At 71.2% G+C, this 26,695-nt stretch carries 26 protein-coding genes and 1 riboswitch; of the genes, 15 read left to right on the top strand and 11 right to left on the bottom strand.

The window, feature by feature from the left end; all coding sequences use genetic code 11:
* Positions 1-25: 25 nt before the first annotated feature.
* The 5 genes from AB0946_RS34235 to gcvT all read right to left on the bottom strand — a co-directional run bounded on the left by AB0946_RS34235 (position 26) and on the right by gcvT (position 5,922).
* On the bottom strand, positions 26-1,048 hold the full coding sequence (locus AB0946_RS34235) for a phosphatidylinositol-specific phospholipase C domain-containing protein (protein WP_366764576.1): 1,023 nt from the start codon (positions 1,046-1,048) through the stop codon (positions 26-28).
* 530 nt (positions 1,049-1,578) lie between these two features.
* Positions 1,579-2,946 carry an L-serine ammonia-lyase gene (locus AB0946_RS34240; RefSeq protein WP_366764578.1) on the bottom strand — a complete coding sequence of 456 codons (1,368 nt, stop codon included), beginning with the start codon at positions 2,944-2,946 and terminating at the stop codon, positions 1,579-1,581.
* Positions 2,947-3,008: 62 nt separating this feature from the next.
* Positions 3,009-4,274 carry a serine hydroxymethyltransferase gene (gene glyA, locus AB0946_RS34245; protein ID WP_366764579.1) on the bottom strand — a complete coding sequence of 422 codons (1,266 nt, stop codon included), beginning with the start codon at positions 4,272-4,274 and terminating at the stop codon, positions 3,009-3,011.
* A 14-nt stretch (positions 4,275-4,288) separates the two neighbouring features.
* A complete protein-coding gene (gene gcvH, locus AB0946_RS34250) occupies positions 4,289-4,666 on the bottom strand; it encodes a glycine cleavage system protein GcvH (protein WP_366764580.1) in 378 nt (125 codons plus the stop codon).
* Between the two features lie 137 nt (positions 4,667-4,803).
* Entirely contained in the window at positions 4,804-5,922 is a 1,119-nt protein-coding gene (gcvT, locus tag AB0946_RS34255) for a glycine cleavage system aminomethyltransferase GcvT (RefSeq protein WP_366764582.1), read from the bottom strand.
* A gap of 155 nt (positions 5,923-6,077) precedes the next feature.
* Positions 6,078-6,173, bottom strand: a riboswitch (glycine riboswitch).
* Between the two features lie 179 nt (positions 6,174-6,352).
* On the opposite strand from gcvT, the gene AB0946_RS34260 reads away from it, so the two are divergent.
* From AB0946_RS34260 to AB0946_RS34305, 10 genes are all read left to right on the top strand, one after another.
* Entirely contained in the window at positions 6,353-7,018 is a 666-nt protein-coding gene (locus AB0946_RS34260; RefSeq protein WP_366764583.1) for an AAA family ATPase, read from the top strand.
* Positions 7,019-7,084: 66 nt separating this feature from the next.
* Positions 7,085-7,876 (top strand): enhanced serine sensitivity protein SseB, encoded by a 792-nt coding sequence (locus AB0946_RS34265; RefSeq protein ID WP_366764584.1) that lies wholly within the window; start codon positions 7,085-7,087, stop codon positions 7,874-7,876.
* Positions 7,877-8,072: 196 nt separating this feature from the next.
* Positions 8,073-8,858, top strand: coding sequence for an enhanced serine sensitivity protein SseB C-terminal domain-containing protein (locus AB0946_RS34270; RefSeq protein ID WP_366764654.1), 786 nt, complete (start codon positions 8,073-8,075; stop codon positions 8,856-8,858).
* 349 nt (positions 8,859-9,207) lie between these two features.
* Positions 9,208-10,206 (top strand): ABC transporter permease, encoded by a 999-nt coding sequence (locus tag AB0946_RS34275; RefSeq protein ID WP_366764585.1) that lies wholly within the window; start codon positions 9,208-9,210, stop codon positions 10,204-10,206.
* 36 nt (positions 10,207-10,242) lie between these two features.
* On the top strand, positions 10,243-12,015 hold the full coding sequence (locus AB0946_RS34280; protein ID WP_366764586.1) for an ABC transporter substrate-binding protein: 1,773 nt from the start codon (positions 10,243-10,245) through the stop codon (positions 12,013-12,015).
* Positions 12,016-12,087: 72 nt separating this feature from the next.
* Positions 12,088-13,095, top strand: a complete 1,008-nt coding sequence (locus tag AB0946_RS34285; protein WP_366764587.1) for an ABC transporter permease — start codon at positions 12,088-12,090, stop codon at positions 13,093-13,095.
* Positions 13,092-14,186, top strand: a complete 1,095-nt coding sequence (locus AB0946_RS34290) for an ABC transporter ATP-binding protein (protein WP_366764588.1) — start codon at positions 13,092-13,094, stop codon at positions 14,184-14,186. Before AB0946_RS34285 ends, AB0946_RS34290 begins: the two co-directional genes overlap by 4 nt.
* Positions 14,183-16,081, top strand: a complete 1,899-nt coding sequence (locus AB0946_RS34295) for a dipeptide ABC transporter ATP-binding protein (protein WP_366764589.1) — start codon at positions 14,183-14,185, stop codon at positions 16,079-16,081. Before AB0946_RS34290 ends, AB0946_RS34295 begins: the two co-directional genes overlap by 4 nt.
* A 98-nt stretch (positions 16,082-16,179) precedes the next feature.
* Entirely contained in the window at positions 16,180-17,571 is a 1,392-nt protein-coding gene (locus AB0946_RS34300) for a M1 family metallopeptidase (protein ID WP_366764590.1), read from the top strand.
* A gap of 47 nt (positions 17,572-17,618) precedes the next feature.
* Positions 17,619-18,278 (top strand): trimeric intracellular cation channel family protein, encoded by a 660-nt coding sequence (locus AB0946_RS34305; RefSeq protein WP_366753813.1) that lies wholly within the window; start codon positions 17,619-17,621, stop codon positions 18,276-18,278.
* On the opposite strand, the gene AB0946_RS34310 is transcribed toward AB0946_RS34305, so the two are convergent.
* The gene (locus AB0946_RS34310) at positions 18,187-19,446 is read right to left on the bottom strand and encodes an alpha/beta hydrolase-fold protein (protein ID WP_366764591.1); all 1,260 of its coding nucleotides are present in this window, start codon (positions 19,444-19,446) and stop codon (positions 18,187-18,189) included. The genes AB0946_RS34305 and AB0946_RS34310 overlap by 92 nt on opposite strands.
* 166 nt (positions 19,447-19,612) lie before the next feature.
* On the opposite strand from AB0946_RS34310, the gene AB0946_RS34315 reads away from it, so the two are divergent.
* Positions 19,613-20,476: a thioesterase family protein gene (locus AB0946_RS34315; RefSeq protein ID WP_366764592.1), complete on the top strand. Its 864-nt coding sequence runs from the start codon at positions 19,613-19,615 to the stop codon at positions 20,474-20,476.
* Here the strand turns inward: AB0946_RS34315 and AB0946_RS34320 are convergent.
* Both AB0946_RS34320 and AB0946_RS34325 read right to left on the bottom strand, forming a co-directional pair.
* Positions 20,463-20,903, bottom strand: coding sequence for a TIGR03086 family metal-binding protein (locus tag AB0946_RS34320; RefSeq protein ID WP_366764655.1), 441 nt, complete (start codon positions 20,901-20,903; stop codon positions 20,463-20,465). The two genes, AB0946_RS34315 and AB0946_RS34320, sit on opposite strands and share 14 nt — an antisense overlap.
* Positions 20,891-21,517, bottom strand: a complete 627-nt coding sequence (locus AB0946_RS34325; RefSeq protein WP_366764593.1) for a TetR family transcriptional regulator — start codon at positions 21,515-21,517, stop codon at positions 20,891-20,893. Before AB0946_RS34325 ends, AB0946_RS34320 begins: the two co-directional genes overlap by 13 nt.
* A gap of 144 nt (positions 21,518-21,661) precedes the next feature.
* Here AB0946_RS34325 and AB0946_RS34330 point away from each other — a divergent pair, with 144 nt between their 5' ends.
* From AB0946_RS34330 to AB0946_RS34340, 3 genes are all read left to right on the top strand, one after another.
* A complete protein-coding gene (locus AB0946_RS34330; RefSeq protein ID WP_171152597.1) occupies positions 21,662-21,829 on the top strand; it encodes a hypothetical protein in 168 nt (55 codons plus the stop codon).
* A gap of 53 nt (positions 21,830-21,882) precedes the next feature.
* The gene (locus tag AB0946_RS34335; protein WP_366764594.1) at positions 21,883-22,167 is read left to right on the top strand and encodes a DUF4190 domain-containing protein; all 285 of its coding nucleotides are present in this window, start codon (positions 21,883-21,885) and stop codon (positions 22,165-22,167) included.
* A 238-nt stretch (positions 22,168-22,405) separates the two neighbouring features.
* Positions 22,406-23,575 carry a cysteine desulfurase family protein gene (locus AB0946_RS34340; protein WP_366764595.1) on the top strand — a complete coding sequence of 390 codons (1,170 nt, stop codon included), beginning with the start codon at positions 22,406-22,408 and terminating at the stop codon, positions 23,573-23,575.
* Here the strand turns inward: AB0946_RS34340 and AB0946_RS34345 are convergent.
* A complete protein-coding gene (locus tag AB0946_RS34345) occupies positions 23,568-24,251 on the bottom strand; it encodes an N-acetylmuramoyl-L-alanine amidase (protein ID WP_366764657.1) in 684 nt (227 codons plus the stop codon). The genes AB0946_RS34340 and AB0946_RS34345 overlap by 8 nt on opposite strands.
* Before the next feature lie 106 nt (positions 24,252-24,357).
* On the opposite strand from AB0946_RS34345, the gene mnmA reads away from it, so the two are divergent.
* Positions 24,358-25,488 carry a tRNA 2-thiouridine(34) synthase MnmA gene (gene mnmA, locus AB0946_RS34350; protein ID WP_366764596.1) on the top strand — a complete coding sequence of 377 codons (1,131 nt, stop codon included), beginning with the start codon at positions 24,358-24,360 and terminating at the stop codon, positions 25,486-25,488.
* 28 nt (positions 25,489-25,516) lie between these two features.
* Here the strand turns inward: mnmA and AB0946_RS34355 are convergent, their stop codons facing one another.
* Entirely contained in the window at positions 25,517-26,308 is a 792-nt protein-coding gene (locus tag AB0946_RS34355) for an alpha/beta hydrolase (RefSeq protein WP_366764598.1), read from the bottom strand.
* Between the two features lie 63 nt (positions 26,309-26,371).
* Positions 26,372-26,695, bottom strand: a complete 324-nt coding sequence (locus AB0946_RS34360) for a DUF427 domain-containing protein (protein ID WP_366764600.1) — start codon at positions 26,693-26,695, stop codon at positions 26,372-26,374.

Here is a 26,695-nt window from a genome sequence, read left to right on the forward strand (position 1 = left end):
CCCCCGTGGGCGCCGGTGTGGAACCTCAGCTCCGGGTGGTCACGGAACTCAGGACGGAGGCGGACTTCGCCGACCAGTCCGAGGTGATCAGACTGGCGTGGTTCTTGGCCAGCAGGGCCAGGCGCGCGGCGACTTCGGCGTCCGTCGGACTGGTGGAGGAGATGGCCGGCGACACGTTGTGGGCGTCGGTGGTGATGAGGATGTAGTGGTTCGCGGAGTAGAACGACGTGTCGTAGCCGTTGTCGACGTACGTCGCCGCGTCACCGTCGAAGAACACGAACCAGGGGCGGATCGAGGCGTCGTAGCGGCTGGTGCGCGGGTCGCCGTTCGCCGCGCCGAGGACGACCGGGAAGGCCTGGGCCGCCGAGATGTTCCCGCCCGCCTTCAGATCGCGCAGGTGGTCGCCGTACTCCTCGTCCGTCCAGTAGCTGTCGAACGGGTTGGACTGCTCCACCGTGCCCGGGATCAGGTCGAAGACGAACTTGCCCTTGAGGGCGTCCCGGGCGGGCCAGGCGTCCGCCTTCGCCGCCGCGTCCAGCGTGCCGTACGTGCCGCCGAGCAGGTCGGCCGGCTTGTAGACGCTGCTGCCCAGCTTCTGCGCGACGAGCGTGTCGAACTCGTCCGGTCCGAGGCCCGCCTTGTCGTTGAAGCCGACCTTCATCTCGACCTTGACGACGATCGGCGGATGGTCGGGGTGGAGCTGGTTCCAGGCGGCCATGTTGTCCAGGCAGCTGCCGAGGTCCTGGTTGCGGCTCTTGCTGTACAGCTCGCCCGGGGTCTTCGCCGCCTCGCAGTTGTTGTCGTTGCCCAGCGGGTTGCTGTGGCTGACCCGCCAGCGGTGGCTGATGCTGTCGACGTAGACGTCCAGTTCCAGCAGCGAGGCGCCCGAGTCCAGCGCCTGGGCGAAGTAGGTGTACTTGGCCTTGTCGTACGCGTTGTGCGTGCCGATGGCCGTCGTCTCGGAGAACTTCGGCGACGCCGCGTGCGCGTTGCCCGGCACCACCACCAACGAAGCGGCGGCCCCCACGAGCGCCGCCAGCCGTCTCATCCCGCGTATCACCGAACTCCCTTTCGCTGCCGTTGAGTTGGCGGCAGCGTAGGGCCAAGCGGTTACTGTGCGGTAGCCCTTGAGAGAACATCAGGAGAGCCGCGACACCGCCGCCCGGGCACCGGGCCGCTCGCACGGCCCCCCTCCGCCGGGCAGGCCGGCTCCGGCCGGGCGTGACGGCGCCGCCCCGGCCGATGGGCGCGGCGGCGGGGCCGGACGGGTGTCCGTCATGGGGCGAGGGGCTTCACCGCTTGGTGGGGGGCGGCTTTGTCGGCCGGGTGCCGGGGTGGTCGTGGGGCGTGGCCGGCCGGTTGCGTGGGCGCCGCCGGGCATGACGGTGCCGCCCCGGTCGACGGGCGGGGCGGCGGGGACGGACGGGTGTCCGTCATGGGGCGAGGGGCTTCACCGCCTGGTGGGAGGCGGCTTCGTCGGCCGGTGCCGGGGTGGTCGTACGGCGTCGTCGGGCCCCCGCGGTGGGCAGGCCGCCGGGGCACGCCCGGACACCGTACGCCCGGGGCCGGGAGGCCGGGTCAGCACTCGATGATGTTCACGGCCAGCCCGCCCCGCGCCGTCTCCTTGTACTTCACGCTCATGTCCGCGCCGGTGTCCTTCATCGTCTTGATGACCTTGTCCAGGGACACCTTGTGGGAGCCGTCGCCGCGCATCGCCATCTTCGCGGCCGTGACCGCCTTCACCGCGGCCATGCCGTTGCGCTCGATGCACGGGATCTGGACCAGACCGCCGACCGGGTCGCAGGTCAGGCCGAGGTTGTGCTCCATGCCGATCTCGGCCGCGTTCTCCACCTGCTCGGGGGAGCCGCCGAGCACCTCGGCGAGGGCGCCCGCCGCCATGGAGCAGGCGGAGCCCACCTCGCCCTGGCAGCCGACCTCGGCGCCGGAGATGGAGGCGTTCTCCTTGAAGAGCATGCCGATCGCGCCCGCGGCCAGCAGGAAGCGGACCACGCCGTCCTCGTCCGCGCCGGGCACGAAGTTGATGTAGTAGTGCAGGACCGCCGGGATGATGCCGGCCGCGCCGTTCGTGGGCGCGGTCACCACACGGCCGCCCGCCGCGTTCTCCTCGTTCACCGCCATCGCGTAGAGCGTGATCCACTCCATGGCGTGCGCCAGCGGGTCGCCCTCGGCGCGCAGCTGGCGGGCCGAGACGGCCGCGCGGCGGCGTACCTTCAGACCGCCCGGCAGGATGCCCTCGCGGGACATGCCCCGCTGCACGCACTCGCGCATCACCCGCCAGATCTCCAGCAGGCCCGCGCGGATCTCCTCCTCCGTGCGCCAGGCCCGCTCGTTCTCCAGCATCAGCGAGGAGATCGACAGGCCCGTCTCCTTCGTCAGGCGCAGCAGCTCGTCGCCCGTGCGGAACGGGTACTTCAGGACCGTGTCGTCCAGCTTGATCCGGTCCGCGCCCACCGCGTCCTCGTCGACGACGAAGCCGCCGCCCACCGAGTAGTACGTCTTGGTGAGCAGCTCCTCGCCGTCGGCGTCGTAGGCCCACAGCGTCATGCCGTTGGCGTGGTACGGCAGCGCCTTGCGGCGGTGCAGCACCAGGTCCCGGTCGAAGTCGAAGGCGATCTCGTGCTCGTCCAGGAGCCGGATCCGTCCCTGCTGCTTGATCGCTTCCACGCGCGCGTCGGCCGTCTCCACGTTCACCGTGCGCGGTGAGTCGCCGGTCAGGCCGAGCAGGACGGCCTTGGGGGTGCCGTGGCCGTGCCCGGTCGCGCCCAGGGAGCCGTACAGCTCCGTGCGGACGGCGGCGGCCTGCTCCAGGAGGCCTTCGTTGCGCAGGCGGCGGGCGAACATCCGCGCCGCGCGCATCGGGCCGACCGTGTGGGAGCTGGACGGACCGATGCCGATCGAGAACAGGTCGAAGACCGAGATGGCCACGGTCACTCCTCAAGACAGCAGGGGGGTGGCGGGGCACCCTCGGCGGGTGCCCCACCGGGGACTTACTTGTTCAGGCCCGGGTACAGCGGGTGCTTGCCGGCGAGCGCCTTCACGCGCGCCTTCAGGGCCTCGGCGTCGTAGGACGGCTTCAGCGCCTGCGCGATCACGTCCGCGACCTCGGCGAAGTCCTCGGCCGTGAAGCCGCGGGTCGCCAGGGCCGGCGTGCCGATCCGCAGACCCGAGGTGACCATCGGGGGCCGCGGGTCGTTCGGGACGGCGTTGCGGTTGACCGTGATGCCGACCTCGTGGAGCCGGTCCTCGGCCTGCTGCCCGTCCAGCTCGGACGCGCGCAGGTCCACCAGGATCAGGTGCACGTCCGTGCCGCCGGACAGCACGTTCACGCCGGCCTCGCGGGCGTCCGGGGCCGTCAGGCGCTCGGCGAGGATGCGGGCACCCTCCACCGTACGACGCTGGCGCTCCTTGAAGTCCTCCGAGGCCGCGACCTTGAAGGACACCGCCTTGGCCGCGATCACGTGCTCCAGGGGACCGCCCTGGAAGCCCGGGAAGACGGACGAGTTCAGCTTCTTCGCGAAGTCCTTCCTGGCGAGGATGATGCCGCCGCGGGGGCCGCCCAGCGTCTTGTGGGTGGTGGAGGTGACCACGTCGGCGTACGGCACCGGGTTCTCGTGCAGACCGGCCGCGACCAGGCCCGCGAAGTGCGCCATGTCGACCCACAGGTAGGCGCCGGCCTCGTCGGCGATCCGGCGGAACCCGGCGAAGTCCAGCTGCCGCGGGTACGCCGACCAGCCCGCGATGATCACCTTGGGGCGGTGCTCCTTGGCGAGCCGCTCGACCTCGGCCATGTCGACCAGGCCGGTCTCGGCGTCCACGTGGTAGGCGACCACGTCGAACTGCTTGCCGGAGAAGTTCAGCCGCATCCCGTGGGTCAGGTGGCCGCCGTGCGCCAGGTCCAGGCCGAGGATGGTGTCCCCGGGCTGGGCCAGCGCGAAGAGGGCCGCCTGGTTCGCGGAGGCGCCGGAGTGGGGCTGCACGTTGGCGTACTCCGCGCCGAACAGCTCCTTGACCCGGTCGATGGCGATCTGCTCGGCGACGTCGACGTGCTCGCAGCCGCCGTAGTAGCGGCGGCCCGGGTAGCCCTCGGCGTACTTGTTCGTCAGGACCGAGCCCTGCGCCTCCATCACCGCGAGCGGCGCGAAGTTCTCGGAGGCGATCATCTCCAGGGTCGACTGCTGGCGGTGCAGCTCGGCGTCGACCGCGGCGGCGATCTCCGGGTCCAGCTCGTGCAGGGGCGTGTTCAGGACAGTCATACGGCTACGACTCCTCAGCCGGCGGAAAAGGCGGTGTACTCGTCCGCGGAGAGCAGGTCGGCCGGCTCCTCCGCGACGCGTACCTTGAACAGCCAGCCACCCTCGAAGGGGGCGGAGTTCACCAGCGACGGGTCGTTGACGACGTCCTCGTTGACCTCGGTGACCTCACCGGTGACCGGCGAGTACAGGTCGGACACCGACTTCGTCGACTCCAGCTCGCCGCAGGTCTCGCCCGCGGACACCGTGGAGCCGGCCTCGGGGAGCTGGACGAAGACGACGTCACCGAGCGCGTTGGCCGCGTGCTCCGTGATACCGACCGTCGCGACGCCGTCCTCGGCGGCCGACAGCCACTCGTGCTCCTTGCTGTAGCGCAGCTGCTGGGGGTTGCTCATGGCCTGAATTCTCCTGTACACGCGAGGGTGCTGATGACGGGGGACTGCGGAAACCGCTGGTGAGCGGGCGAATGTGCGCAGCGTCACGCCCCGGCCACGGGACCGGGGTCCCCGGCGGGCGCGACCGCGCCCAGTGTCTACTTCTGGCGCTTGTAGAACGGCAGCGCCACGACCTGGTACGGCTCGTGGGTGCCCCGGATGTCCACGCCGACGCCCTCGGTGCCCGGCGCCGCGTACGCCGCGTCGACGTAGGCCATGGCGATCGGCTTGCCCAGGGTGGGGGAGGGGGCGCCGGAGGTGACCTCGCCGATCACCTCGCCGCCGGCGACGACGGCGTACCCGGCGCGCGGCACCCGGCGGCCCTCGGCGACCAGGCCGACCAGGACCCGCGGCGGGTTCTCCTGGGCCCGGGCGGCGGCCTCGGCGAGCGCCTCACGCCCGACGAAGTCGCCCTCCTTCTCGAACTTGACCACCCGGCCGAGCCCGGCGTCGAAGGGGGTGAGGGAGGTCGTCAGCTCGTGCCCGTACAGCGGCATGCCCGCCTCCAGGCGCAGCGTGTCCCGGCAGGACAGCCCGCACGGGACCAGGCCCGCGCCCTCGCCGGCCTTGGTCAGCGCCTGCCACAGCTCGACGGCGTGCTCCGGCGCGACGAACAGCTCGAAGCCGTCCTCGCCGGTGTAACCCGTGCGGGCGATCAGCGCCGGGACGCCGGCGACCGTGCCCGGCAGGCCGGCGTAGTACTTCAGGCCGTCGAGGTCGGCGTCGGTGAGGGACTTCAGGATGCCGGGGGACTCCGGGCCCTGCACGGCGATCAGCGCGTAGGCGTCCCGGTCGTCGCGGACCTCGGCGTCGAAGCCCTCGGCGCGCTCGGTCAGCGCGTCCAGCACGACCTGGGCGTTGGAGGCGTTGGCCACGACCATGTACTCGGTCTCGGCGAGCCGGTAGACGATCAGGTCGTCCAGGATGCCGCCGTCGGCCCGGCAGATCATCGTGTAGCGGGCGCGGCCGACGCCGACGGAGGCGATGTTGCCGACCAGCGCGTGGTTCAGGAACGCGGCGGCCTGGTCGCCGGTGACGGTGATCTCGCCCATGTGGGAGAGGTCGAAGAGACCGGCCCTGGTCCGCACGGCGAGGTGCTCGTCGCGCTCGGAGCCGTAGCGCAGGGGCATGTCCCAGCCGGCGAAGTCGGTCATCGTCGCACCGAGCGCGCGGTGCACGGCATCGAGCGCGGTGTGGCGGAGTTCAGTGCTGCTCATCGGACGGTCGTCTCCCAAGGCGAGCGGACAGGCGAGGAACGTTCCTCCCCATCTGTCATCGGAACCTGAGAGGTTCGCCGCGACCGCCACCGGGACGATCACGGCTTGCACCGTGGGTGGAGCCACTGACACAGCGGCCCGCTTTTCAGATGTGCCTCGCCCGCGCGGTAACGGGGCCTGAGAGATTCAAGGGAGGGACTTGCTCCTTCGGCGTCCCAGCCCGGGGCTGGGAACTCTCCCGCGCGGATTCAAGCGGCCGGTATGCAGTTGGCGGGCACATCATTGCACGCCGCTCCCCGCCCATCCAGAGCGCGCTCCTTGTGACCGGCCTGTGGCAGAACGCACACGAACCGCCTACCGTTGCCCATTACCTTCTCTTTACACAGAACGGGCATGGGGATGACCGAGCCCCCTGGGGAGGACGATCACGGTGAACAGGACATCGGCCTACGCCACCGACTCCGGCATCGCGGTGCCGGGACAGCCCTCCGCGGCCCGCGCGCGCCGCGCGGACCGCCCCGCCCCGGTCGTCCGCGACCTGCGCGACCGCGCGGGCCGCAGCCCGCACGCCCTGCTCTTCGGCCCCCGCGACCTGGTGGTGATCACCGGCCTGCCCGGCAGCGGCAAGTCCACCCTGATGCACCGCGCGGTCACCGGCCATCGCGTCGACTCCCAGGACACCCGCGACCGCTGGGACGCCCGCGTCCCCCGCTCCGTCCCCTACGCGCTCTACCGCCCCCTGGTCCGCCTCGCCCACTACGCCGCCCTGCGCAGGGCCCTGCGCACCGGCGAGGGCGTCGTCGTGCACGACTGCGGCACCCAGCGCTGGGTGCGCGCCTGGCTGGCCCGCGAGGCCCGGCGCCGCGGCGCCACCCTGCACCTGCTCCTCCTCGACGTCAGCCCCGAGACCGCCCGGGCGGGCCAGCGCGAGCGCGGCCGGGGCGTCTCCCGCTACGCCTTCCGCCGCCACCGCCGTACGACCGGCCGGCTGCTGCGCGCGGTGGAGAAGGGGGAGCTGCCCGCCGGCTGCGGCGCGGCGGTGCTGCTGGACCGGGACGCGGCGGACGTCCTCGGCCGGGTCGGCTTCGCGGGGTGAGGCACTGTCACAGCCACCCGCTAGCCTTCTTGCTCCCAGCAGTGGTTCCCAGCAGGCGGTAGGCACATGGACTTCCCGGCGGACGTTCCCGCGGACTTCCCGGCACAGGCGCACCCCCACCCGCACGGCGGTTGGCCCGGCAACGAGCTGGAGGAGGTGCTGTCGGCCTCCCTCGGCATCCCCTCGGCGGGCGGCCGGATCATCGAGGTCCTCGGGCGCAGCTTCCTGTGGATACCGCTGCCCAACGGCGGGGGCCCGCACAGCGGCCCGCTGGACCTGCCGACGATGGAGATCGACGGCCAGGTGTATGTCCCGGTGTTCAGCTCCGAGGAGCAGCTGCGCCAGGCGACCGGTTCCCACATGTCGTACACCATCGCCCCCGCCGTGGAGTTCGCGCGCGGCCTGCCGCCACAGGCGGGCATCGCGGTGAACCCGGGCGGTGTGGTCGGCATCCCGCTGCCGCCCGACGCCGTGGCCGAGCTGTGCCGCGCCGGCCGCACCCCGCTCGACGGGCCCGGCACCGGTGGCCGGGTCCGCCTCTTCGAACCCGACTGGCAGGACGACCCGGTCGACTTCCTCGCCGCGGCCTCCGCCGAGTTCGCGGGGACCGGCGTGGTGCTCACCGCCCGCCGCTGCCTGGCCGTCATCGAGACGGCCGACCCGGTGATGTTCGTGGGCGTGGAGCTCTCCCAGTGGGAGGGGGACGTCCGGAACCTGCCGCTGGACGCCCTCGGCCGGGCCCTCGGCACAGTCCCGGTCAAGTGGCCGGTCAACCTGATCCTCATGGACGTGGCCGAGGACCCGGTCTCCGACTGGCTGAAGACGAACGTCCGGCCCTTCTACCAGTACGGCCACTGACCGCGCCGGAAGAGCGCGGGGCCGCATCCGGTGTGCGGTCCCGCCGTGGGGCGCGGCCGGCCACGGACGACCCGCACCCGCGTACGAACCCGAGGCCCCGAGCCGCTGGGCGCTTAAGCTGTCTCCAAACGCGGGGCACGGAGTAGAAGGGCCGGTACAACAGGTGAGCGCGAGCCACAGCGGCAGCGTCGAGCACATGCTGCGCCAGGTCACCCCGGGACGCTACGACGCCTACGAGGCCCTGCTCCGCGCCCTCGCCACCCCCTCCTCCGGCCAGATCTGGATGCTCCTGTGGCACGGCCAGGCCGGCTCCCCGGACGCCCAGTACGGGGACCTGGAGGTGGACGGCTGCCACTACGCCCCCTGCGTCACCTCCGCCCAGGAGTTGTCGGCCAGCGGCTGGAACCGTTCGTACGAAGTGGTCGACGGCCTGGACGTGGCGCGCACCCTCTACCCCGACCACTACGGCCTCTGGCTCAATCCGCACTCCCCGGGCGGCGGTGTCGGCATCCCCTGGCTGGATCTGCGCCGCATCGCCACGGGCCTGGACCGCCAGCCCGCCGGCCCGCTCCGCCTGTCGGAGCCCGGCATCGAGATCCCGCAGTTCTACGCCCTGCTCGCGCAGAACGCGCACCGCACCCCCGCGCTGCGCTCCCTGCGCCGCGCCTGGGTCCAGCCCGCGCTCGGGGCGCCGTATCTGGCCATCGGCCTGGACGTGTACGAGACGTCGCCGGCCGCGGTCGACTCGGTGCGCGCGATGATGCAGCAGTCCATCGGAGCGGTCCCGGAGGGGCTGCCGGTCTCGACGGTCGCGATGACCGACGGCTACGACCCGGTGGTGATGTGGATGCGGGCCAACGCGCGCCCGTTCTACGACCGCGAGGCACACGCCCCCGCGCCGCAGCCGCAGCTTCAGGCACCGGTCCCGCCGCAGGCCCCGGCCGGCGGGTACGGCTACCCGCCCGTGCACGGCGGTTACTGACAACCGGTCGGCGCAGCGGGCGTTCTGAGTCCGGGTCGCAGATTTCACACGGGCGACACACTTCTTCGCGCGTAGACATCGCCCGATCGCCCCGAACCGCGTAGATTCGCCGTTCTGTCCCAACTGACCCACGTCCGATGCCCGTTACCCACTGATCGGATAACGGAATCCCCTGGACTGCATCACGGTTGCGCATACATTCGCCGTCAGCTCTGGCGGGTGATCGCAAAGACGCTGAAGACTCCCGACTCAGACATGAGGTCGAGACCTCATGCTCGATGGCAAGTCGACAAAGCCGCAATCCGCGGCAGCGCAGGCCGGTCACCACCGGCGAGAGGGGTCGCTCACCGTGACCGCACCGATCGAGACCACCGGGGCGGCAGCCGAGGCACAGCCGGAGGCTGTGCTGGAGGGTGCCGGTAAGGGGCAGATCGAGGGTCGTTCCCTGGGCCAGATCGCCTGGACCCGGTTCAAGAAGGACAAGGTCGCCGTCGCGGGCGGCGTCATCGTCGTCCTGCTGATCCTCGTCGCGATCCTCTCGCGCCCCATCCAGGCCGCTTTCGGGCTCGACCCCAACGCCTTCAACCAGGACCTGATCAGTCCGGACACCTCGCTGCCCAAGGGCAGTTTCGGCGGCATGAGCGCGGATCACCCGCTCGGTGTGGACCCGAAGTTCGGCCGGGACATCGCCACCCGCATCCTGGAGGGCTCCTGGGTGTCGCTGGTGGTCGCCTTCGGCGCCACGATCCTGTCCAACGTGATCGGCGCCGTCATGGGCGTCATCGCGGGCTACTACGGCGGACGGGTGGACTCGATCATCAGCCGGCTGATGGACACGTTCCTCGCCTTCCCCCTCCTGCTGTTCGCCATCTCCATCTCCGCCACCCTCCAGGGCGGCGCGTTCGGCCTGGACGGTCTGCCGCTCCACCTGAGCGTGCTGATCTTCGTCATCGGCTTCTTCAACTGGCCCTACCTGGGCCGGATCGTCCGGGGCCAGACCCTCGCCCTGCGCGAGCGCGAGTTCGTCGACGCCTCCCGGGGCATGGGCGCCAAGGCCCCGTACATCCTGTTCCGGGAGCTGATGCCCAACCTGGTCGGCCCGATCATCGTCTACTCGACGCTGCTCATCCCGACCAACATCCTCTTCGAGGCGTCCCTGAGCTTCCTCGGCGTCGGCATCCAGCCCCCGCAGGCTTCCTGGGGCGGCATGCTCCGCGAGGCGGTCAACTTCTACCAGGTCGACCCGATGTTCATGATCGTTCCTGGTCTCGCCATCTTCATCACCGTCCTGGCGTTCAACCTGCTGGGTGACGGTCTCCGCGACGCTCTCGACCCGCGCAGCCGCTGAAGCCTGCCGCGGAGAGCCCGAAAATTTTTCCGATCAATGGAGGGGAAAGCGCCCATCATGCGAAGGTCAGCGCTGGCCGCGATCGCGGCCATCGGCTCCGCCAGCCTGCTTCTTGCAGGCTGCAGCAAGGCCGATGACAACAAGAACGAGAACGGCACCAAGTCGGCCGGGGCCAACGCCGCGACCAAGGGCGTCGTCAACGCGTCGGACAAGAAGGGCGGCACGCTCACCTACGAGCTGTCCGACGTCCCGGACTCGTTCGACCCGGGCAACACGTACTACGCGTACATGTACAACCTCAGCCGGCTGTGGGCCCGCCCGCTGATGACCTTCAAGCCGGGCGCCGGCCAGGAGGGCAACGCCCTCGTCCCGGACCTCGCCGCGAGCAAGGGCGTCCCGAGTGACGGCGGCAAGACCTGGACGTACAAGCTGCGTTCGGGCCTGAAGTACGAGGACGGCTCGCCGATCACCTCGAAGGACGTCAAGTACGCCGTCGAGCGCTCGAACTTCGCGCGTGACGTGCTCTCCCTCGGCCCGAACTACTTCCAGCAGTTCCTGGCCGGCGGCGACAAGTACAAGGGCCCGTACAAGGACAAGAGCGACAAGGGCCTGTCCTCCATCCAGACGCCGGACGACACCACGATCGTCTTCCACCTGAAGCAGGCCTTCCAGGAGTTCGACTACCTGGTCGCCGCCCCGCAGACGGCCCCGGTGCCCAAGGCGAAGGACACGGGTGTCGACTACGTCAAGCACATCGTCTCCTCGGGCTCGTACAAGTTCCAGAGCTACGCGGAGGGCCAGCAGGCCGTTCTCGTCCGCAACGAGAACTGGGACGCGAAGACGGACCCGCTGCGCAAGCAGCTGCCGGACAAGATCGTCGTCAAGCTGAAGGTCAACCCGGAGACGATCGACAAGGACGTCCTCGCGGGCAACGCGATCGACCTCGGCGGCACGGGTGTCCAGGCCGCGACGCAGGCCCAGGTCATCACCGACCCGTCGAAGAAGGCCAACACGGACAACACCTACGGTGGCCGTCTGGTCTACATGGCGATCAACACCAAGGTCGCGCCGTTCGACAAGGTCGAGTGCCGCAAGGCCGTCCAGTACGCCATCGACAAGGTCTCGGTGCAGACCGCCGAGGGCGGCCCGATCCGCGGTGAGATCGCCTCCACGGTCCTCCCGCCGGACATCCCGGGCTACGCCAAGGCCGACGTCTACGCCACCACGGACAGCAAGGGTGACGCGGCCAAGGCCAAGCAGCAGCTGAAGGCCTGCGGCAAGTCCTCGATCTCGACGAACATCTCGGCCCGTTCGGACCGTCCGCAGGAGATCGACGCCGCCACGGCGATCATCAACTCGCTGAAGAAGGTCGGCATCAACGCCACCCTCAAGCAGTACCCGTCCGGTAAGTACTTCACCGACTACGCGGGCGTGCCGAAGTTCACCAAGAAGCAGAACATCGGCCTGGAGATGATGCAGTGGGGTGCCGACTGGCCCTCCGGCTACGGCTTCCTGCAGCAGATCCTGAACGGCAAGGCGATCAGCCAGTCCGGTAACACCAACCTGTCGCAGTACGACAACAAGGACGTCAACGCCCAGCTGTCGAAGGCGATCGGCACTCAGGACACCAACGAGCGCAACAGCCTCTACACGCAGATCGACAAGAAGGCCATGGACGACGCCGTGCTCGTCCCGCTGACCTACTTCAAGGTCCTGCTGGCCCGCCCGCAGAACTACACCAACCTGGTTTCCACGGCGGCCTTCAGCGGTCAGTACGACTACCTCAACATCGGCGTCGCGTCGAAGTAGCAGCCCCGGAAGGCAGGTGAAGGCATTGGTGCCCGCGGGCTTCGCGGCCCGCGGGCACCAGCGCCGATCCCCGTGATCTCGTACATCCTCCGCCGGACGTTCGCGGCAGTGATCCTGCTGCTGGTCGTCTCCGCGGTCACCTTTGCCATCTTCTTCCTGCTGCCACGGCTCGCCGGCCAGACAGCGGATCAGCTGGCGCAGCAGTACATCGGCAAGAGCCCGTCGAAGGCGGACATCGCCGCGGTCAAGCACAACCTCGGTCTGGACCAGCCCGTCTACGTCCAGTACTGGCACTTCATCAAGGGGATCGTGGCCGGCGCCGACTACAACCTCGGGCCCACCACGGTGCACTGCGACGTACCCTGCTTCGGCTACTCCTTCAAGGACCACGTCGCGGTCTGGCCGCAGCTCACCCAGCGCATTCCGATCACCCTGTCGCTGGCCGCGGGCGCCGCCGTGCTGTGGCTCGTCTCGGGTGTGGTCATCGGTGTCATCTCCGCACTGAAGCCACGCTCGTTCTTCGACCGCACCTTCATGGGCATCGCGCTCGCCGGTGTCTCACTGCCCATGTTCTTCACGGGGAACCTGGCGATCCTGCTCTTCGTCTTCAACTGGCCGATCTTCGGACGTGACTACGTCCCGTTCACCGAGAACCCCGAGCAGTGGGCCAACACCCTGTTCCCCGCCTGGTGTTCGCTGGCGCTGCTGTACTCCGCCATCTACGCGCGGCTCACCCGCTCGGGCATGCTGGAGACGATGAACGAGGACTTCATCCGCACGGCCCGCGCCAAGGGCCTGCGCGAGCGCAACGTCGTGGTCCGGCACGGACTGCGCGCGGCCCTCACCCCGATCATCACCGTGTTCGGCATGGACCTCGGTCTGCTGCTCGGCGGTGCCGTGATCACCGAGAGCGTCTTCTCGCTGGGCGGTGTCGGTCAGTACGCGGTCCAGGGCATCACCGACAACGACCTGCCCAAGATCCTCGGCGTGACCCTGCTCGCCGCCTTCTTCGTCGTGATCGCAAACCTTGTGGTGGACGTGCTCTACGCCGCCGCCGACCCGCGGGTGAGGCTCTCGTGACCGAACTCTCCAAGACCGGCGCCGCGGTGGGCGAGCCCACCGACTCCGGCAAGGTGCCCGATGCCTTCCTGGAGGTCCGCGACCTCAAGGTGCACTTCCCGACCGACGACGGCCTGGTGAAGTCCGTCGACGGGCTCAGCTTCTCGCTGGAGAAGGGCAAGACCCTCGCCATCGTCGGCGAGTCCGGCTCCGGCAAGTCCGTCACCTCGCAGGCCATCATGGGCCTGCACCGGCTCGGCACCCGCGGCAAGAACGTGCAGATGTCCGGCGAGATCTGGCTGGACGGCAAGGAACTGGTCTCCGCCGCCCCGGACGAGGTGCGCAAGCTCCGCGGCCGCGAGATGGCGATGATCTTCCAGGACCCGCTGTCCGCGATGCACCCCTACTACAAGGTCGGCGACCAGATCGTCGAGGCGTACCGGGTGCACCACGACGTCAGCAAGAAGGTCGCCCGCGCCCGGGCCGTCGAGATGCTCGACCGCGTCGGCATCCCCGAGCCCGCCAAGCGCGTCGACGGCTACCCGCACGAGTTCTCCGGCGGTATGCGCCAGCGCGCCATGATCGCCATGGCGCTGGTGAACAACCCCGAGCTGCTCATCGCGGACGAGCCGACCACCGCCCTCGACGTGACCGTCCAGGCGCAGATCCTCGACCTGATCCGTGACCTGCAGAAGGAGTTCGGCTCCGCGGTCATCATGATCACTCACGACCTCGGTGTGGTCGCCGAGATCGCCGACGACGTCCTCGTGATGTACGGCGGCCGGTGCGTGGAGCGCGGTCCGGCCGGCGAGGTCTTCGAACAGCCGCAGCACCCCTACACCTGGGGCCTGCTCGGCTCGATGCCCCGCATCGACCGCGAGACCTCCGAACGGCTCATCCCGGTCAAGGGCTCCCCGCCGAGCCTCATCAACGTCCCCTCGGGCTGCGCCTTCCACCCCCGCTGCCCGTACGCGGACATCCCCAAGGGGAACGTCACCCGCACGGTGCGCCCCGAGCTGGAGCAGGTGAGCACCGGGCACTGGTCCGCCTGCCACCTCTCGGCCGAGGACCGCCAGCGGATCTGGACCGAAGAGATTGCGCCCAAGCTGTGAGTGAGACCAAGAAGACGGACACCGTCGCCGAGGCCGAGGTCCCGAAGCAGGCGTCGGCTCCCGAGGAGCGGGACGTGCTGCTCAAGGTCGAGGGGCTGACCAAGCACTTCCCGATCAAGAAGGGCCTCCTGCAGCGGCAGGCCGGCGCCGTGAAGGCGGTCGACGGCATCGACTTCGAGGTGCGCAAGGGCGAGACCCTGGGCGTGGTCGGCGAGTCGGGCTGCGGCAAGTCGACCATGGGCCGGGTCATCACCCGCCTCCAGGACCCGACCGGCGGGAAGATCACCTTCGAGGGCCGGGACATCACGCGGCTGAGCACCGGCGAGATGCGTCCGCTGCGCCGCGACATCCAGATGATCTTCCAGGACCCGTACGGCTCCCTGAACCCCCGGCACACCATCGGCTCGATCGTCTCGGCGCCCTTCCGGCTCCAGGGCGTCGAGCCCGAGGGTGGGGTGAAGAAGGAGGTCCAGCGGCTCCTCGACCTGGTCGGCCTCAGCCCCGAGCACTACAACCGCTACCCGCACGAGTTCTCCGGCGGTCAGCGCCAGCGCATCGGCATCGCCCGCGCGCTCGCCCTGAAGCCGAAGCTGGTCGTGGCGGACGAGCCGGTCTCCGCGCTGGACGTGTCGATCCAGGCGCAGGTCGTCAACCTGATGGACGACCTCCAGCAGGAGCTGGGCCTCACCTACGTGATCATCGCGCACGACCTCTCGGTCGTCCGGCACGTCTCGGACCGCATCGCGGTGATGTACCTCGGCAAGATCGTGGAACTCGCCGACCGCAGCTCGCTGTACGAGTCGCCGATGCACCCGTACACCAAGGCGCTGATGTCGGCCGTGCCGGTGCCGGACCCGAAGCGCCGGGGCCAGAAGAGCGAGCGCATCCTGCTGCGCGGCGATGTGCCCTCGCCCATCGCCCCGCCCTCCGGCTGCCGCTTCCACACCCGGTGCTGGAAGGCGACGCAGATCTGCAAGACCACCGAGCCCCAGCTCGTGGAGCTGCGGCCGGGCCAGCGGGTCGCCTGCCACCACCCCGAGAACTTCGCCGACCAGGCCCCACAGGACACGGTCCTGCTGACGGCGGCGAAGGAGGCGTCGGAGCTGGTACCGGACGCGGTGCTCTCCGAGGCTCCGGCCGGCGAGGAACCGGCGCCGGAGAAGGAGACGGCCGCGGCTGAAGCGGCGGCGGTCTCCGAGAAGCCGGCGGCTTCCGAGAAGGTGGCTTCCGCCGAGGCGGCGTCCGAGGAGAAGGCGACCTCCGAGGCGGCGGCTTCCACGGAGGCGGCTCCTGGCAAGGCGGCTTCTGCGGACGAGGCCTCCGAGGAGAAGGCGTCCTCTGAGGGCGGGGCTTCCAAGGAGGCGGCGTCCGAGAAGGCGGCCTCTGAGGCGGCGGCTTCCACGGAGGCGGCTCCTGGCGAGGCGGCTTCTGCGGACGAGGCGTCCGAGGAGAAGGCGGCCTCTGAGGGCGAGGCTTCCAAGGAGGCGGCGTCCGAGGAGAAGGCGGCTTCTGAGGCGGCGGTTTCCAAGAAGGCGGCTCCTGGCAAGGCGGCTTCCAAGAAGGCGGCTTCCAAGGCGGCGGCTTCCGGGGAAGAGGCTTCCACGGGCGAGGCGGTCTCCGAGGACGAGGCTTCTGACGAAGAGGCCGCCAAGGACGAGGCGGTCTCCGAGGCGGCGGCTTCCGGTGTGAAGACCGGTCCCGGTGCGAAGGTCTCGGCCGGGAAGGCCGACGCCCCCGCCGAGGAGCCCACCGCGTCCACCGCCACCGGCACCGCGGCCGACGCCCCCGCCGAGGGCTCGGGCGGCACCGAGGCCGTCGCCGAGGAGAGCGGCCGTGCGGCCGAGGCCGCCGGCGAGGCGTCCGGCGCCGGCTCCCAGGAGTCAACCGACAAGTAGCACATGACGACTAGGCAAAGTCATGTACATGCCTGAGCGGGGGAGTGCAGAGTCGCCCGTGTCCGACCACTGATCGGCACGCTCGAAAGGGACGACACATGGCACTCTCCCGTTCGGCACGTCTGGGGGCTGTCGCGACCGCGGCAGCCTCCTTCCTCGTCGTCGCCGCCTCCTCCGCCCCCACCCCCGGCGCCCCCGGCATCGGCGACCCCTACTTCCCCCGGCTGGGCAACGGCGGCTTCGACGCCCGCCACTACGACCTGGACATCGCCTACGCCCCGGAGACCGGCCGCCTGGACGGCCGTACCACCCTCACGGCCCGCGCCACCCAGAAGCTCTCCTCCTTCGACCTCGACCTCCAGCAGCTGGAGGCCACCGGTGTCCGGGTCGACGGCAGACCGGCCCGGTTCACGCGCGACGGCGACGAGATCACCGTCACCCCGCGCCACCCGCTTCCCGAGGGACGGGACTTCACCGTCTCCGTGACCTACGGCGGCGTACCGCAGGCGCTCGGCGGGCCGATCATCTTCGGCTCCGACTACGGGTGGATGAAGACCGCCGACGGCGTCTTCGTCGCCTGCGAACCCAACGCCGCCTCCACCTGGTTCCCGTCCAGCGACCACCCCTCCGACAAGGCCACCTACGACATCCGCGTCAAGGCTCCCCGGGGCCTGACCGCCGTCTCCAACGGCCGGCTGGTGTCGACGTTCGACAAGGGCGGCTCGACGTACACCCACTGGCGGGAGTCGAAGCCGATGGCGACCTACCTCGCCACCGCCACCATCGGGAAGTTCGACGTGCGCACCGGGCGCACCCCCGGCGGCATCCCCGTCTACGTCGCCATCGACCCGGTGCTCAAGGACAGCAACAGCGTCGACGTGTACGCCGTCACGGCCGCCGCCACCGACTACTGGTCGCAGGTCTTCGGGCCGTACCCCTTCGAGGAGACCGGCGCGATCGTCGACGACATGCCGGAGGCCGGGTTCTCGCTGGAGGTGCAGAGCAAGCCCGCCTACTCGGCCGTGCGCAACGAGTCGACCATCGTGCACGAGCTGGCCCACCAGTGGTTCGGCGACTCGGTGAGCGTGGCCCAGTGGAAGGACACCTGGCTCAACGAGGGCTTCGCCACCTACGCCCAGTGGCTGTGGGCCGAGCACCAGGGCACCCGCAGCGCCCACGACTCCTTCCTGGCCGGCTACGACTCCCGCCCCGCCGGCTCCGCCTTCTGGCAGATCAAGGTCGCCGACCCGCAGCGGGACACGATGTTCGCCTCGCCCGTCTACCAGCGCGGCGCGATGACGCTCCAGGTGCTGCGCGAGCGGATCGGCGACACGGCCTTCTTCGAACTGCTGCCGGCCTGGACGAAGCTCCACCGGTACGGCAACGCGGACACCGCCGACTTCATCCGCCTCGCCGAGCGCGTCAGCGGACAGCAGCTCGACGATCTCTTCGACACCTGGCTGTTCACCCCAGGGAAGCCTGCCCTGTGAGCCTGGCTTTGTAAGGCCCACGCACTCCGGCGGGTGAGAATGGCAGGGTGCAGCTGCAGCAACTCTTCAGTCCCTCCGTCCAGCACACGCTCGATGTGATCGGCATCTTCGTCTTCGCGATCTCCGGCGCCCTGCTGGCCGTGCGGAAGAACTTCGACGTCTTCGGCATCGCCGTCCTCGCCGAGGTCACCGCGCTGGGCGGCGGGCTGTTCCGCGACCTGGTGATCGGGGCCGTCCCCCCGGCCGCCTTCACGGACCTGGGGTACTTCCTCACCCCGCTGCTCGCCACGCTCGTCGTCTTCTTCCTGCATCCGCACGTGGAGCGCATCCAGGCGGCGGTGCTCGTCTTCGACGCGGCCGGCCTCGGCCTGTTCTGCGTCAGCGGTACGACGAAGGCGTACAGCTACGGTCTCGGCCTGACCGCGTCGGCGACGCTGGGCCTCGCCACCGCCGTGGGCGGCGGTGTCCTGCGGGACGTGCTGGCCAACGAGGTGCCCTCGCTGCTGCGCTGGGACCGCGACCTGTACGCGGTCCCGGCGATGGTCGGCGCCACGATGGTCGTGCTGTGCATCCGCTACGACGTCCTGACCCCGTTCACCAGTGGGCTCGCGGTGATCACGGCCTTCGTGCTGCGCCTGCTCGCGATGCGCTTCCACTGGCGAGCGCCGCGCGCGTGGAACCGCCGGTCGACGGTGACCGAGGAGTAGCCCCGGACGCCCTCCCGGCGACCGAGGTGTCCCGGCCCCTGGCGTGGCCCTGGCCCATCTGGAGGGTCAGCCAGCGGAAGACGGTGCCGACCTGCGGGCGCCACAGCGCCATGGTGTGACCGCCCGCGCTGCGCGGCAGGAACACCACCCGCACGGTGGTCGGCGCCTTGGCGACGGCCTCCAGGGCCATGCCGGCCTGGTAGCCGTCGCCGGACTCGCCGGAGAGGTACAGCGCGATCCGGGGCGGCACGGCCTCCCGTCTGAGCAGCAGATAGGGGTTGTTCGCGGCGCGCAGGGCGGGGGTCTGGGCGGCGAGGGAGGCGGGTTCGCCGATCGGGTCGTTGTAGCCGGACATGCTCACCGCGGCCCGGTACCGGTCGGGGTGGGCCACGGCGAGCTTCACCGCGCAGTGCGCGCCGGCCGAGTACCCGGCCACCGCCCAGCCCCGGGGGGCGGGCTGGGCCCGGAAGTTGTCCATGACCATCTTCGGGACGTCGACGCTGAGCCAGCTGTCGGCGTCGACCTGCCCCGGGATGTTGGCGCAGCCCGTGTCCACGCCGGCCAGCAGGTTGGTGCGCGGGGCGACGAGGATGAACGGCGCCACCCGGCCGCTCCTCATCAGCGGCAGCAACTGCTCGTGCGCCTTGAGCGACCCGAACCACGCCTTCGCGGAACCGGGGTAGCCCGGCAGCAGCTCGACCACCGGGAACTTCTTGTTCCGGTAGGCCGGTTCGCCGTACTGCGGCGGCAGCCAGACGTAGACCTCGGCGTTCACGCCGGAGACCCGGCCCCTGAGCTGGGTGACGCGGACCCCGCCGGCCGCGTGCATGCCGGGCCCGTCGGCGGCCGTGAAGGTCTGTCTGACCTTCGGCAGCCGGGTCACCGTGATGCCGCCGGTGCCGTCCTCGCCGAGGTCGGCGGCCCGCTGGACGTGGTCGCCGGTGCCGAGCAGGTCGGCCCAGTTGTCGTAGAGGCTGTTCTGGTTGTTGACCAGCACGAAGACCAGGGTGACGGCCGTACCCTGGGCGAACAGCAGCATGAGGACCCGGGCCGTGATCCGCAGGGGCTTGGGCCCACGCATCCGCGACCACAGGACGAGCGGCAGTATGAGGGCAGCGACCGAGAGCAGGACGGTCGTGCAGAGGAACGGAGTCCCGGTGAGGCTCATGTCCCCATAGAGGGCGATCCGCCGCCGGAGGTTGTGGACAGGTCCGGACACTTACCGAGAAATTGCCGGAAGCTCACCCGGGGGCCGGAGCGGACCGGCCGTCGGACGCCTCGTCGCCCAGGAAGAAAAGCTACCGCTTAGTAGTTTTCTGCTGTACCGTGCAGCCATGCCAGAAGCAGCTTCCGCCCCTTCCCCGTCGCGGGCCCTGACCGGCGACAGCGAGTTCGACCGCGACACCGCGGTCACCCGGCGCGAGCCCGGCGTCTACGACACCGACCTCTCGGCCGGCTGGACCATCCTCGGCGCCGTCAACGGCGGCTACCTGCTGGCCGTGCTCGGCCGGGCCCTCGCGGACACCCTCCCGCACCCGGACCCCTTCTCCGTCACCGCCCACTACCTGACCGCCTCCCGGCCCGGTCCGGCGGTCGTCCGCACCACGACCGTGCGCACCGGCCGCACCCTCTCCACCGGCCAGGCCTCGCTCTTCCAGTACGACGACGAGGGCAACGAGGTCGAACGCATCCGCGTCCTCGCCTCCTACGGCGACCTCGCCGCCCTCCCCGACGACGTCCGCACGAGCGCCACACCGCCCGCGATGCCCCCGCTGAAGCAGTGCCTCGGCCCCGAGGACGGGCCGTCCCCGGTCGAGGGCGGCTCCGCCATCGCCGACCGGCTGATGCTCAAGCTCGACCCCGCCACCCTCGGCTGGGCGCTCGGCACGCCCTCCGGCAAGGGCGAGATGCGCGCCTGGTTCGGCCTCGCCGACGGACGGGACGCCGACCCGCTCTCGCTGCTCCTCGCCGTGGACGCCCTCCCGCCCACCGCCTTCGAGCTGGGCCTCGAGGGCTGGGTGCCGACCGTGGAACTCACCGTGCACGTCCGCCACCGCCCGGCCCCCGGCCCGCTGCGGGTGTCCATCACCACCCGCAACCTGGCCGGCGGCTTCCTGGAGGAGGACGCCGAGGTGTGGGACAGCGCCGACCGCCTGGTGGCCCAGTCCCGTCAGCTGGCCCGCGTCAGGCTCGGCTGAGCGGCTCGCGCCCCAGCCAGGCCGCCGGCCGCTCGTAGGGGCCGGCTGCCGGCGGCGCCTCGCGGCGGGCCCCGAAGGGCGTCTCCGCGTCGCGGGGCCGGGTGTCCGGCAGCACCGCACGGGCGGTCGCGAGCGCGAACTGGGCCAGCTCCGCGTCGAGTTCGTCCGCCGCGACACCGATCGCCTCGGCCAGGTCCCAGGTGTGGGTGACGATCTCCATGACGTAACCGGAGAGCGCCGCGTGGCCGGGGACCTCGCCCCAGGGCACCCGCACCGGGGTCACCATCCGCGCGTCGCTCTCCCAGGCCGCGAGGACACGGACCCGCACCTCGTCGTAGGCCGCGGCCCAGCCGTCGTCCCCGACGCCGTCGGCGGTCGTGCGCACGGCGAGCCCGTCACCCGTCGCGGGACGGCTCAGTCCAGCCAGTGGGTGCGGCCGATGCTGATGAGCCGCAGCTGGCGGGTGGCGAGCTGCGCCACGCGCTCCCGCTCCGGTGCCGGGGCCTCCAGCGCCTCGAGGAACAGGGAGGCGGTGATGAGCATCTGGTCGACGTAGAGGTGCGCGAGCATCAGCAGGTCGTCGTCGCTCCAGCCCGCCGCCTCCGGGTCCTTGGCCAGCTCGGCCTTCACCTCCTCGGCGAACCGGTGCAGCTGGGCCCGGATGGCCTCGCGCACCGGCTGGACCCCGCCATGTCGTTCCCGGGCGATAAAACGGACATGTGCGGGGTACGCGTCTACGTGACGGGCGATCAACTCAACGGCTCGCGCGATGCGTTCGCCGCTGTCGCCCGTTGCGGACACCGTCGTCCGCACCATCGGATGCAGGCTGCCCAGCGCCTCGTCGACCAAGGCGACCCCGAGGTCGGCGGTCGAGCGGAAGTGCCGGTAGAAGGCCGTCGGGGCGACACCGACGGCCCGGGTGACCTCGCGCAGACCCAGGCTGCTCAGGCTCTGTTCCTCCAGCAGCGCGAGGGCCGCGTCGAGGAACGCCTGCCGGGTCTTCTGCTTCTGGGCCTGCCGGATGCCGAGGGTGTGACTCATGTCATCCAGTTAACAACTGTTCTCTGGAATTGGAAAGCCGTCGGGAGCGCTAGACTCGAAGTCAGTGAACAACTGTTACTACAACTGTTCACCCAAACTTCACACCGGCCGAACACGAGGCATATCGGAGGGGGATCTGATCCCATGCTGTTCCTCGTCGCCGCACTCATGCTGCTCGGCGTCGTGCTGGGCACCGTCGCTCACGCGCCGCTGACCGTCACCGCCGTCCTGGCCGCCGTCATCGCCGTCTGGCTCGGCGTCTTCGCGATCCGCGAGCGCCACGGGCGCCGCCGCCGCACCTCGGCCAACTGACCCGGGACCCCCGGCCAGCCGACCACCGCCAAGCACTCCAGGAGCTGAGCGCCATGCATCTCACCGCACCGGCCACCGGCCGCACCCGCACCGACACCCGCCCGCGCCCCCGCGACGCCGACGGCATGGCCGTCGCGTCCTTCATCCTCGGCCTCCTCGGCCTGCTCGTGCTCAACCTCTTCCTCGGCCCGGTCGCCATCGTCCTGGCCGCCGTCGCCCTCTGGCGCGGCACGACCCGCCGGGGCCGCGCCTACCTCGGCCTGACCCTGGGCGTCGCCGACCTGGCGGTCCTGCTGATCGCGATGGAAGCCTCGGGCACGGTGTCCTGGAGCCTGTGACGTCCCCCGGCGCGCAGCGGCACCCCGCGGCCCCCGCCGAGTCGCCCCGCCGCACCCGCCGTGGGCCATCGTTCCGCAGGGCGGAACGGGTGGGCACGGCCGACAGTGCCGGGTGCGCCGCCACCGAGCCCAAGCGACCAACGCAAGGCGCCCAGGCGCGGCCGGCGCAACGCGCGGAGCCAACGGCACGCCCTCGCGGCCGGAGCCGACCGCAGGGGAGCCGTAGAATCGCCTCACCATGGCTTACCTCGACCACGCCGCGACCACCCCGATGCTCCCGGAGGCGGCGGAGGCATTCACCGCCCAGTTGAGCATCACGGGCAACGCCTCCTCCCTCCACGCATCCGGCCGCCAGGCACGCCGTACGGTCGAGGAGTCCCGCGAGACCCTCGCGGAAGCCCTCGGCGCCCGCCCCAGCGAGGTCGTCCTCACCTCCGGTGGCACCGAGGCCGACAACCTCGCGGTCAAGGGCCTGTACTGGTCCCGCCGCGACGCCGACCCGGCCCGCACCCGGGTCCTGGCCAGCCCGGTCGAGCACCACGCCGTGCTGGACGCCGTGCACTGGCTCGGCGAGCACGAGGGCGCCACCGTCGAGTACCTCCCCGTCGACTCCTACGGCCGTGTCCACCCCGAGGCGCTGCGCGAGGCCATCGCCCGCAACCCCGCCGACGTCGCCCTGGCCACCGTGATGTGGGCCAACAACGAGATCGGCACGGTCATGCCGGTCCGTGAACTGGCCGACGTCACCGCCGAGTTCGGCATCCCGCTGCACGCCGACGCGGTCCAGGCCTTCGGTCAGGTCCCGGTCGACTTCGAGGCCTCGGGCCTGGCCGCCATGACCGTCTCCGGGCACAAGATCGGCGGGCCGTACGGCATCGGCGCGCTGGTCCTCGGCCGCGAGCACACCCCCGTACCCGTCCTGCACGGCGGCGGCCAGGAGCGGCATGTGCGCTCCGGCACGCTGGACGTCCCGGCCATCGCCTCCTTCGCCGTCGCCGGCCGGCTCGCCGCCGAACAGCGCGAGTGGTTCGCGCGCGAGATCGGCGCCCTGCGCGACCAGCTGATCGACGCCGTGCGCCGCGCCGTACCGGACGCGATCCTCGGCGGCGACCCGGCGCCCGGGGGCCGGCTCCCGGCCAACGCCCACTTCACCTTCCCCGGCTGCGAGGGCGACTCCCTGCTGCTCCTCCTGGACGCCCAGGGCATCGAGTGCTCCACCGGCTCCGCCTGCACCGCGGGCGTCGCCCAGCCCAGCCATGTCCTCCTCGCCACCGGCACCGACCCCGACCTGGCCCGCGGCACCCTGCGCTTCTCCCTCGGCCACACCTCCACGGAGGCGGACGTCGAGGCAGTGGCCAAGGCGATCGGCCCGGCGGTGGAACGCGCCCGCGCGGCCGGGCTCACGTAGCCGCGCGGGGGGACGCGGACGCCCCGTCCCTCTCCCGCTCGGCCCGGACCAGGCGTATGTACCGGTCCCAGTCCCAGAACCGCCCCGGATCGGTGTGGTCCGTGCCCGGCACCTCCACGTGCCCGATGATGTGCTCGCGGTCCACGGGCATGCCGTACCGCTCGCATATCGCCGCCGTCAGCCGGGCCGAGGCCGCGTACATCTCGTCCGTGAAGGACGAGGCGTCCTCCACGAAGCCCTCGTGCTCTATCCCGACGCTGCGTTCGTTGTACTCCCGGTTGCCCGCGTGGAAGGCCACGTCCAGTTCCCGGACCAGCTGGGTGACCCGCCCGTCCTTGCGCACGATGTAGTGCGCCGCCGCACCGTGCCCGGGGTCCCGGAAGACCTTCACCGCGGACGCGTAGCCGCCCTGGGTGACATGGACGACCACCCGGTCCACCCGGTAGTCGGACGGGCGGTCCGCGAGCCGGTAGTTCGCCGCCGAGGCCCCCACCCAGCGCGCACCCCGGAAGTCCACCGCGCCCGCCACCCGCGGCTTGTCCACCCCGGGCATCCGCCACCACAGCCGGGACAGCTCCTGACGGGCCAGCACGGCCGTGCCCACGGCCGCCGCGGCCCCGCCGACCAGCAGCGCCCGCCGCCCCGGCCGCCGGTAGTCGTCCTTCGCCGTGCCCATGTCCGCCCCCGTCACCGCCGGTGTCACCGGCCCCGTCGTCACCCTCTGCGATCGTCAACGGATACCAGGCCGACGCGGTTCCCGCGCCCCGTACCCTGGAAGGGCTATGACTGACACCCCGCAGCGCACCCGCCCCCTCCGCGTCCTCGCCGCCATGTCCGGCGGGGTCGACTCCGCCGTCGCCGCCGCGCGCGCCGCGGAAGCAGGCCACGACGTCACCGGCGTCCACCTCGCGCTCTCCGCGAACCCGCAGTCGTTCCGCACCGGCGCGCGGGGCTGTTGCACCATCGAGGACTCGCGCGACGCCCGCCGCGCGGCCGACGTCATCGGCATCCCGTTCTACGTCTGGGACCTCGCCGACCGCTTCCGCGAGGACGTCGTCGAGGACTTCGTCGCCGAGTACGAGGCCGGCCGCACCCCGAACCCGTGCCTGCGCTGCAACGAGAAGATCAAGTTCGCCGCGCTGCTCGACAAGGCGCTGGCCCTCGGCTTCGACGCCGTCTGCACCGGCCACTACGCCAAGGTGATCGTGAACCCGGACGGCTCCCGCGAGCTGCACCGCGCCTCCGACATGGCGAAGGACCAGTCGTACGTCCTCGGCGTGCTGGACGAGAAGCAGCTCGCGCACGCCCTGTTCCCGCTCGGCGACACGGTCACCACCAAGGAGGAGATCCGCGCGGAGGCCGAGCGCCGGGGCCTGGCCGTGGCCAAGAAGCCCGACTCGCACGACATCTGCTTCATCGCCGACGGCGACACCCAGGGCTTCCTGGCCAAGCGGCTCGGCAAGGCCGAGGGCGACATCGTGGACGAGTCCGGCGCCAAGCTGGGCACCCACGAGGGCGCGTACGGCTTCACCATCGGCCAGCGCAAGGGCCTGCGCATCGGCACCCCGGCCCCGGACGGCAAGCCGCGCTACGTCCTGGACATCTCCCCGGTCACCAACACGGTCACCGTCGGCCCGGCCGACGCCCTGGACGTCACCGCCCTCACCGCGATCAAGCCCCGCTGGTGCGGCACCGCCCCCACCGGCCCCGGCACCTACACGGCCCAGCTGCGCGCCCACGGCGGCGAGACCGAGGTGAGGGCCGAACCGGTCGGCGGCGAGCTGCGGGTGACCTTCACCGAGCCGGTCCGCGGTGTCGCCCCCGGCCAGGCGATCGTCCTGTACGACGGCACGCGCGTGGTGGGCTCGGCGACGATCGCGTCGACCACGCGCGCGACGGCCGCGGCGGTCTGAACCGGCCCCCGTCCCGCGCGGAGCGGCCCTAGGTGTGCCGTCCCGCGAGGAACTCCGCCAGCACCGGCCCCAGCACGTCCGGTTCCACCGCGTGGGTCTGCCCCTCCAGGACCCGGTACGTGCCCTGGGGCACCGTCTCGGCGATCTCCCGGGACGCCGCGCGCAGCCACTCCGGGCTCGCACCGCCCGCGACCGCGAGCACGGGCACACCGATCGCGGCGAGCCGGTCCCGGGGGAGCAGGCCGTCGCCCATGACCGCGTCGTCGTGGGCGAGGCTGGGGGCGACCGCCTCCATGCCGGCCCACATCGGCGACTCCCGGGCCCGCTGGATCATCTCCTCGCCGAGGCCCGTCAGGCGCAGGAACAGTTCCACCGCGTCCCCGCGCCGGCCCTCGCCGAGCGCCTTGCCCAGCTGCTGCTTGTAGGTGGCCTCACGTGCGGCGCCGTCCGCCAGGTGGTCGGCGTAGGGCACCTCGTAGACCGCCGCGCGGGCGACGGGCAGCCCGCTCGCCGCCGCGCGCAGGACCAGCGCGCCGCCCGAGGAGACCCCGAAGAGCGCCGCCTCGCCGCCCACCGCGTCGATCAGCGCGGCCAGGTCCTCGATCTCGCGCTCGACCTCGTACGGCGCCGTGTCGCCGCTCTCGCCGCGGCCCCGGCGGTCGTAGACGACGGCCGTGCAGCGGTCCGCGAGGCGCTGGGCCAGGGGCGCCACGGTGCCGCCGGTGGACATCGCGCCGCTCACCAGGATCACCGTGGGCCCCTGGCCGATCACTCCGTACGCGAGGCAGGTGCCGTCGCGGGAAGTCGTCTTCTTGTCCATGGCCGTGCAGACTGCCGCACGGCACGGCACTCATCGGTCACGACACGGCGGTGCCGCGGGTGGTCATGCGACCTCGGTGTCGTAGAAGCAGTAGTGGTCCCTGATCTCCGCCACCCCGTCCTTGGGGTCCGGATACGCCCAGACGAGGTCCGGCGCGTCCGGCAGCGACCAGTAGGACGCCGTGCCCTTGAAGGGGCACACGGTGTGCGTGTCGGAGGGCGTCAGCAGATCGAGGCGGACGTCCTCGGCGGGGATGTAGTACCTGACCGGGCAGCCCGTCTCGCGCAGCTCCAGGGGCCGGTCGGACTCCGCGAGCACCTGGTCGCCGTGCACCACGCGCACGTGCCGCTCGCTCTTCTGGATCGTGATCGTGTGTCCTTGGGTCAT

The organism is Streptomyces sp. NPDC046870 (genome assembly GCF_040704595.1).
GTDB lineage: Bacteria > Actinomycetota > Actinomycetes > Streptomycetales > Streptomycetaceae > Streptomyces > Streptomyces argyrophylli.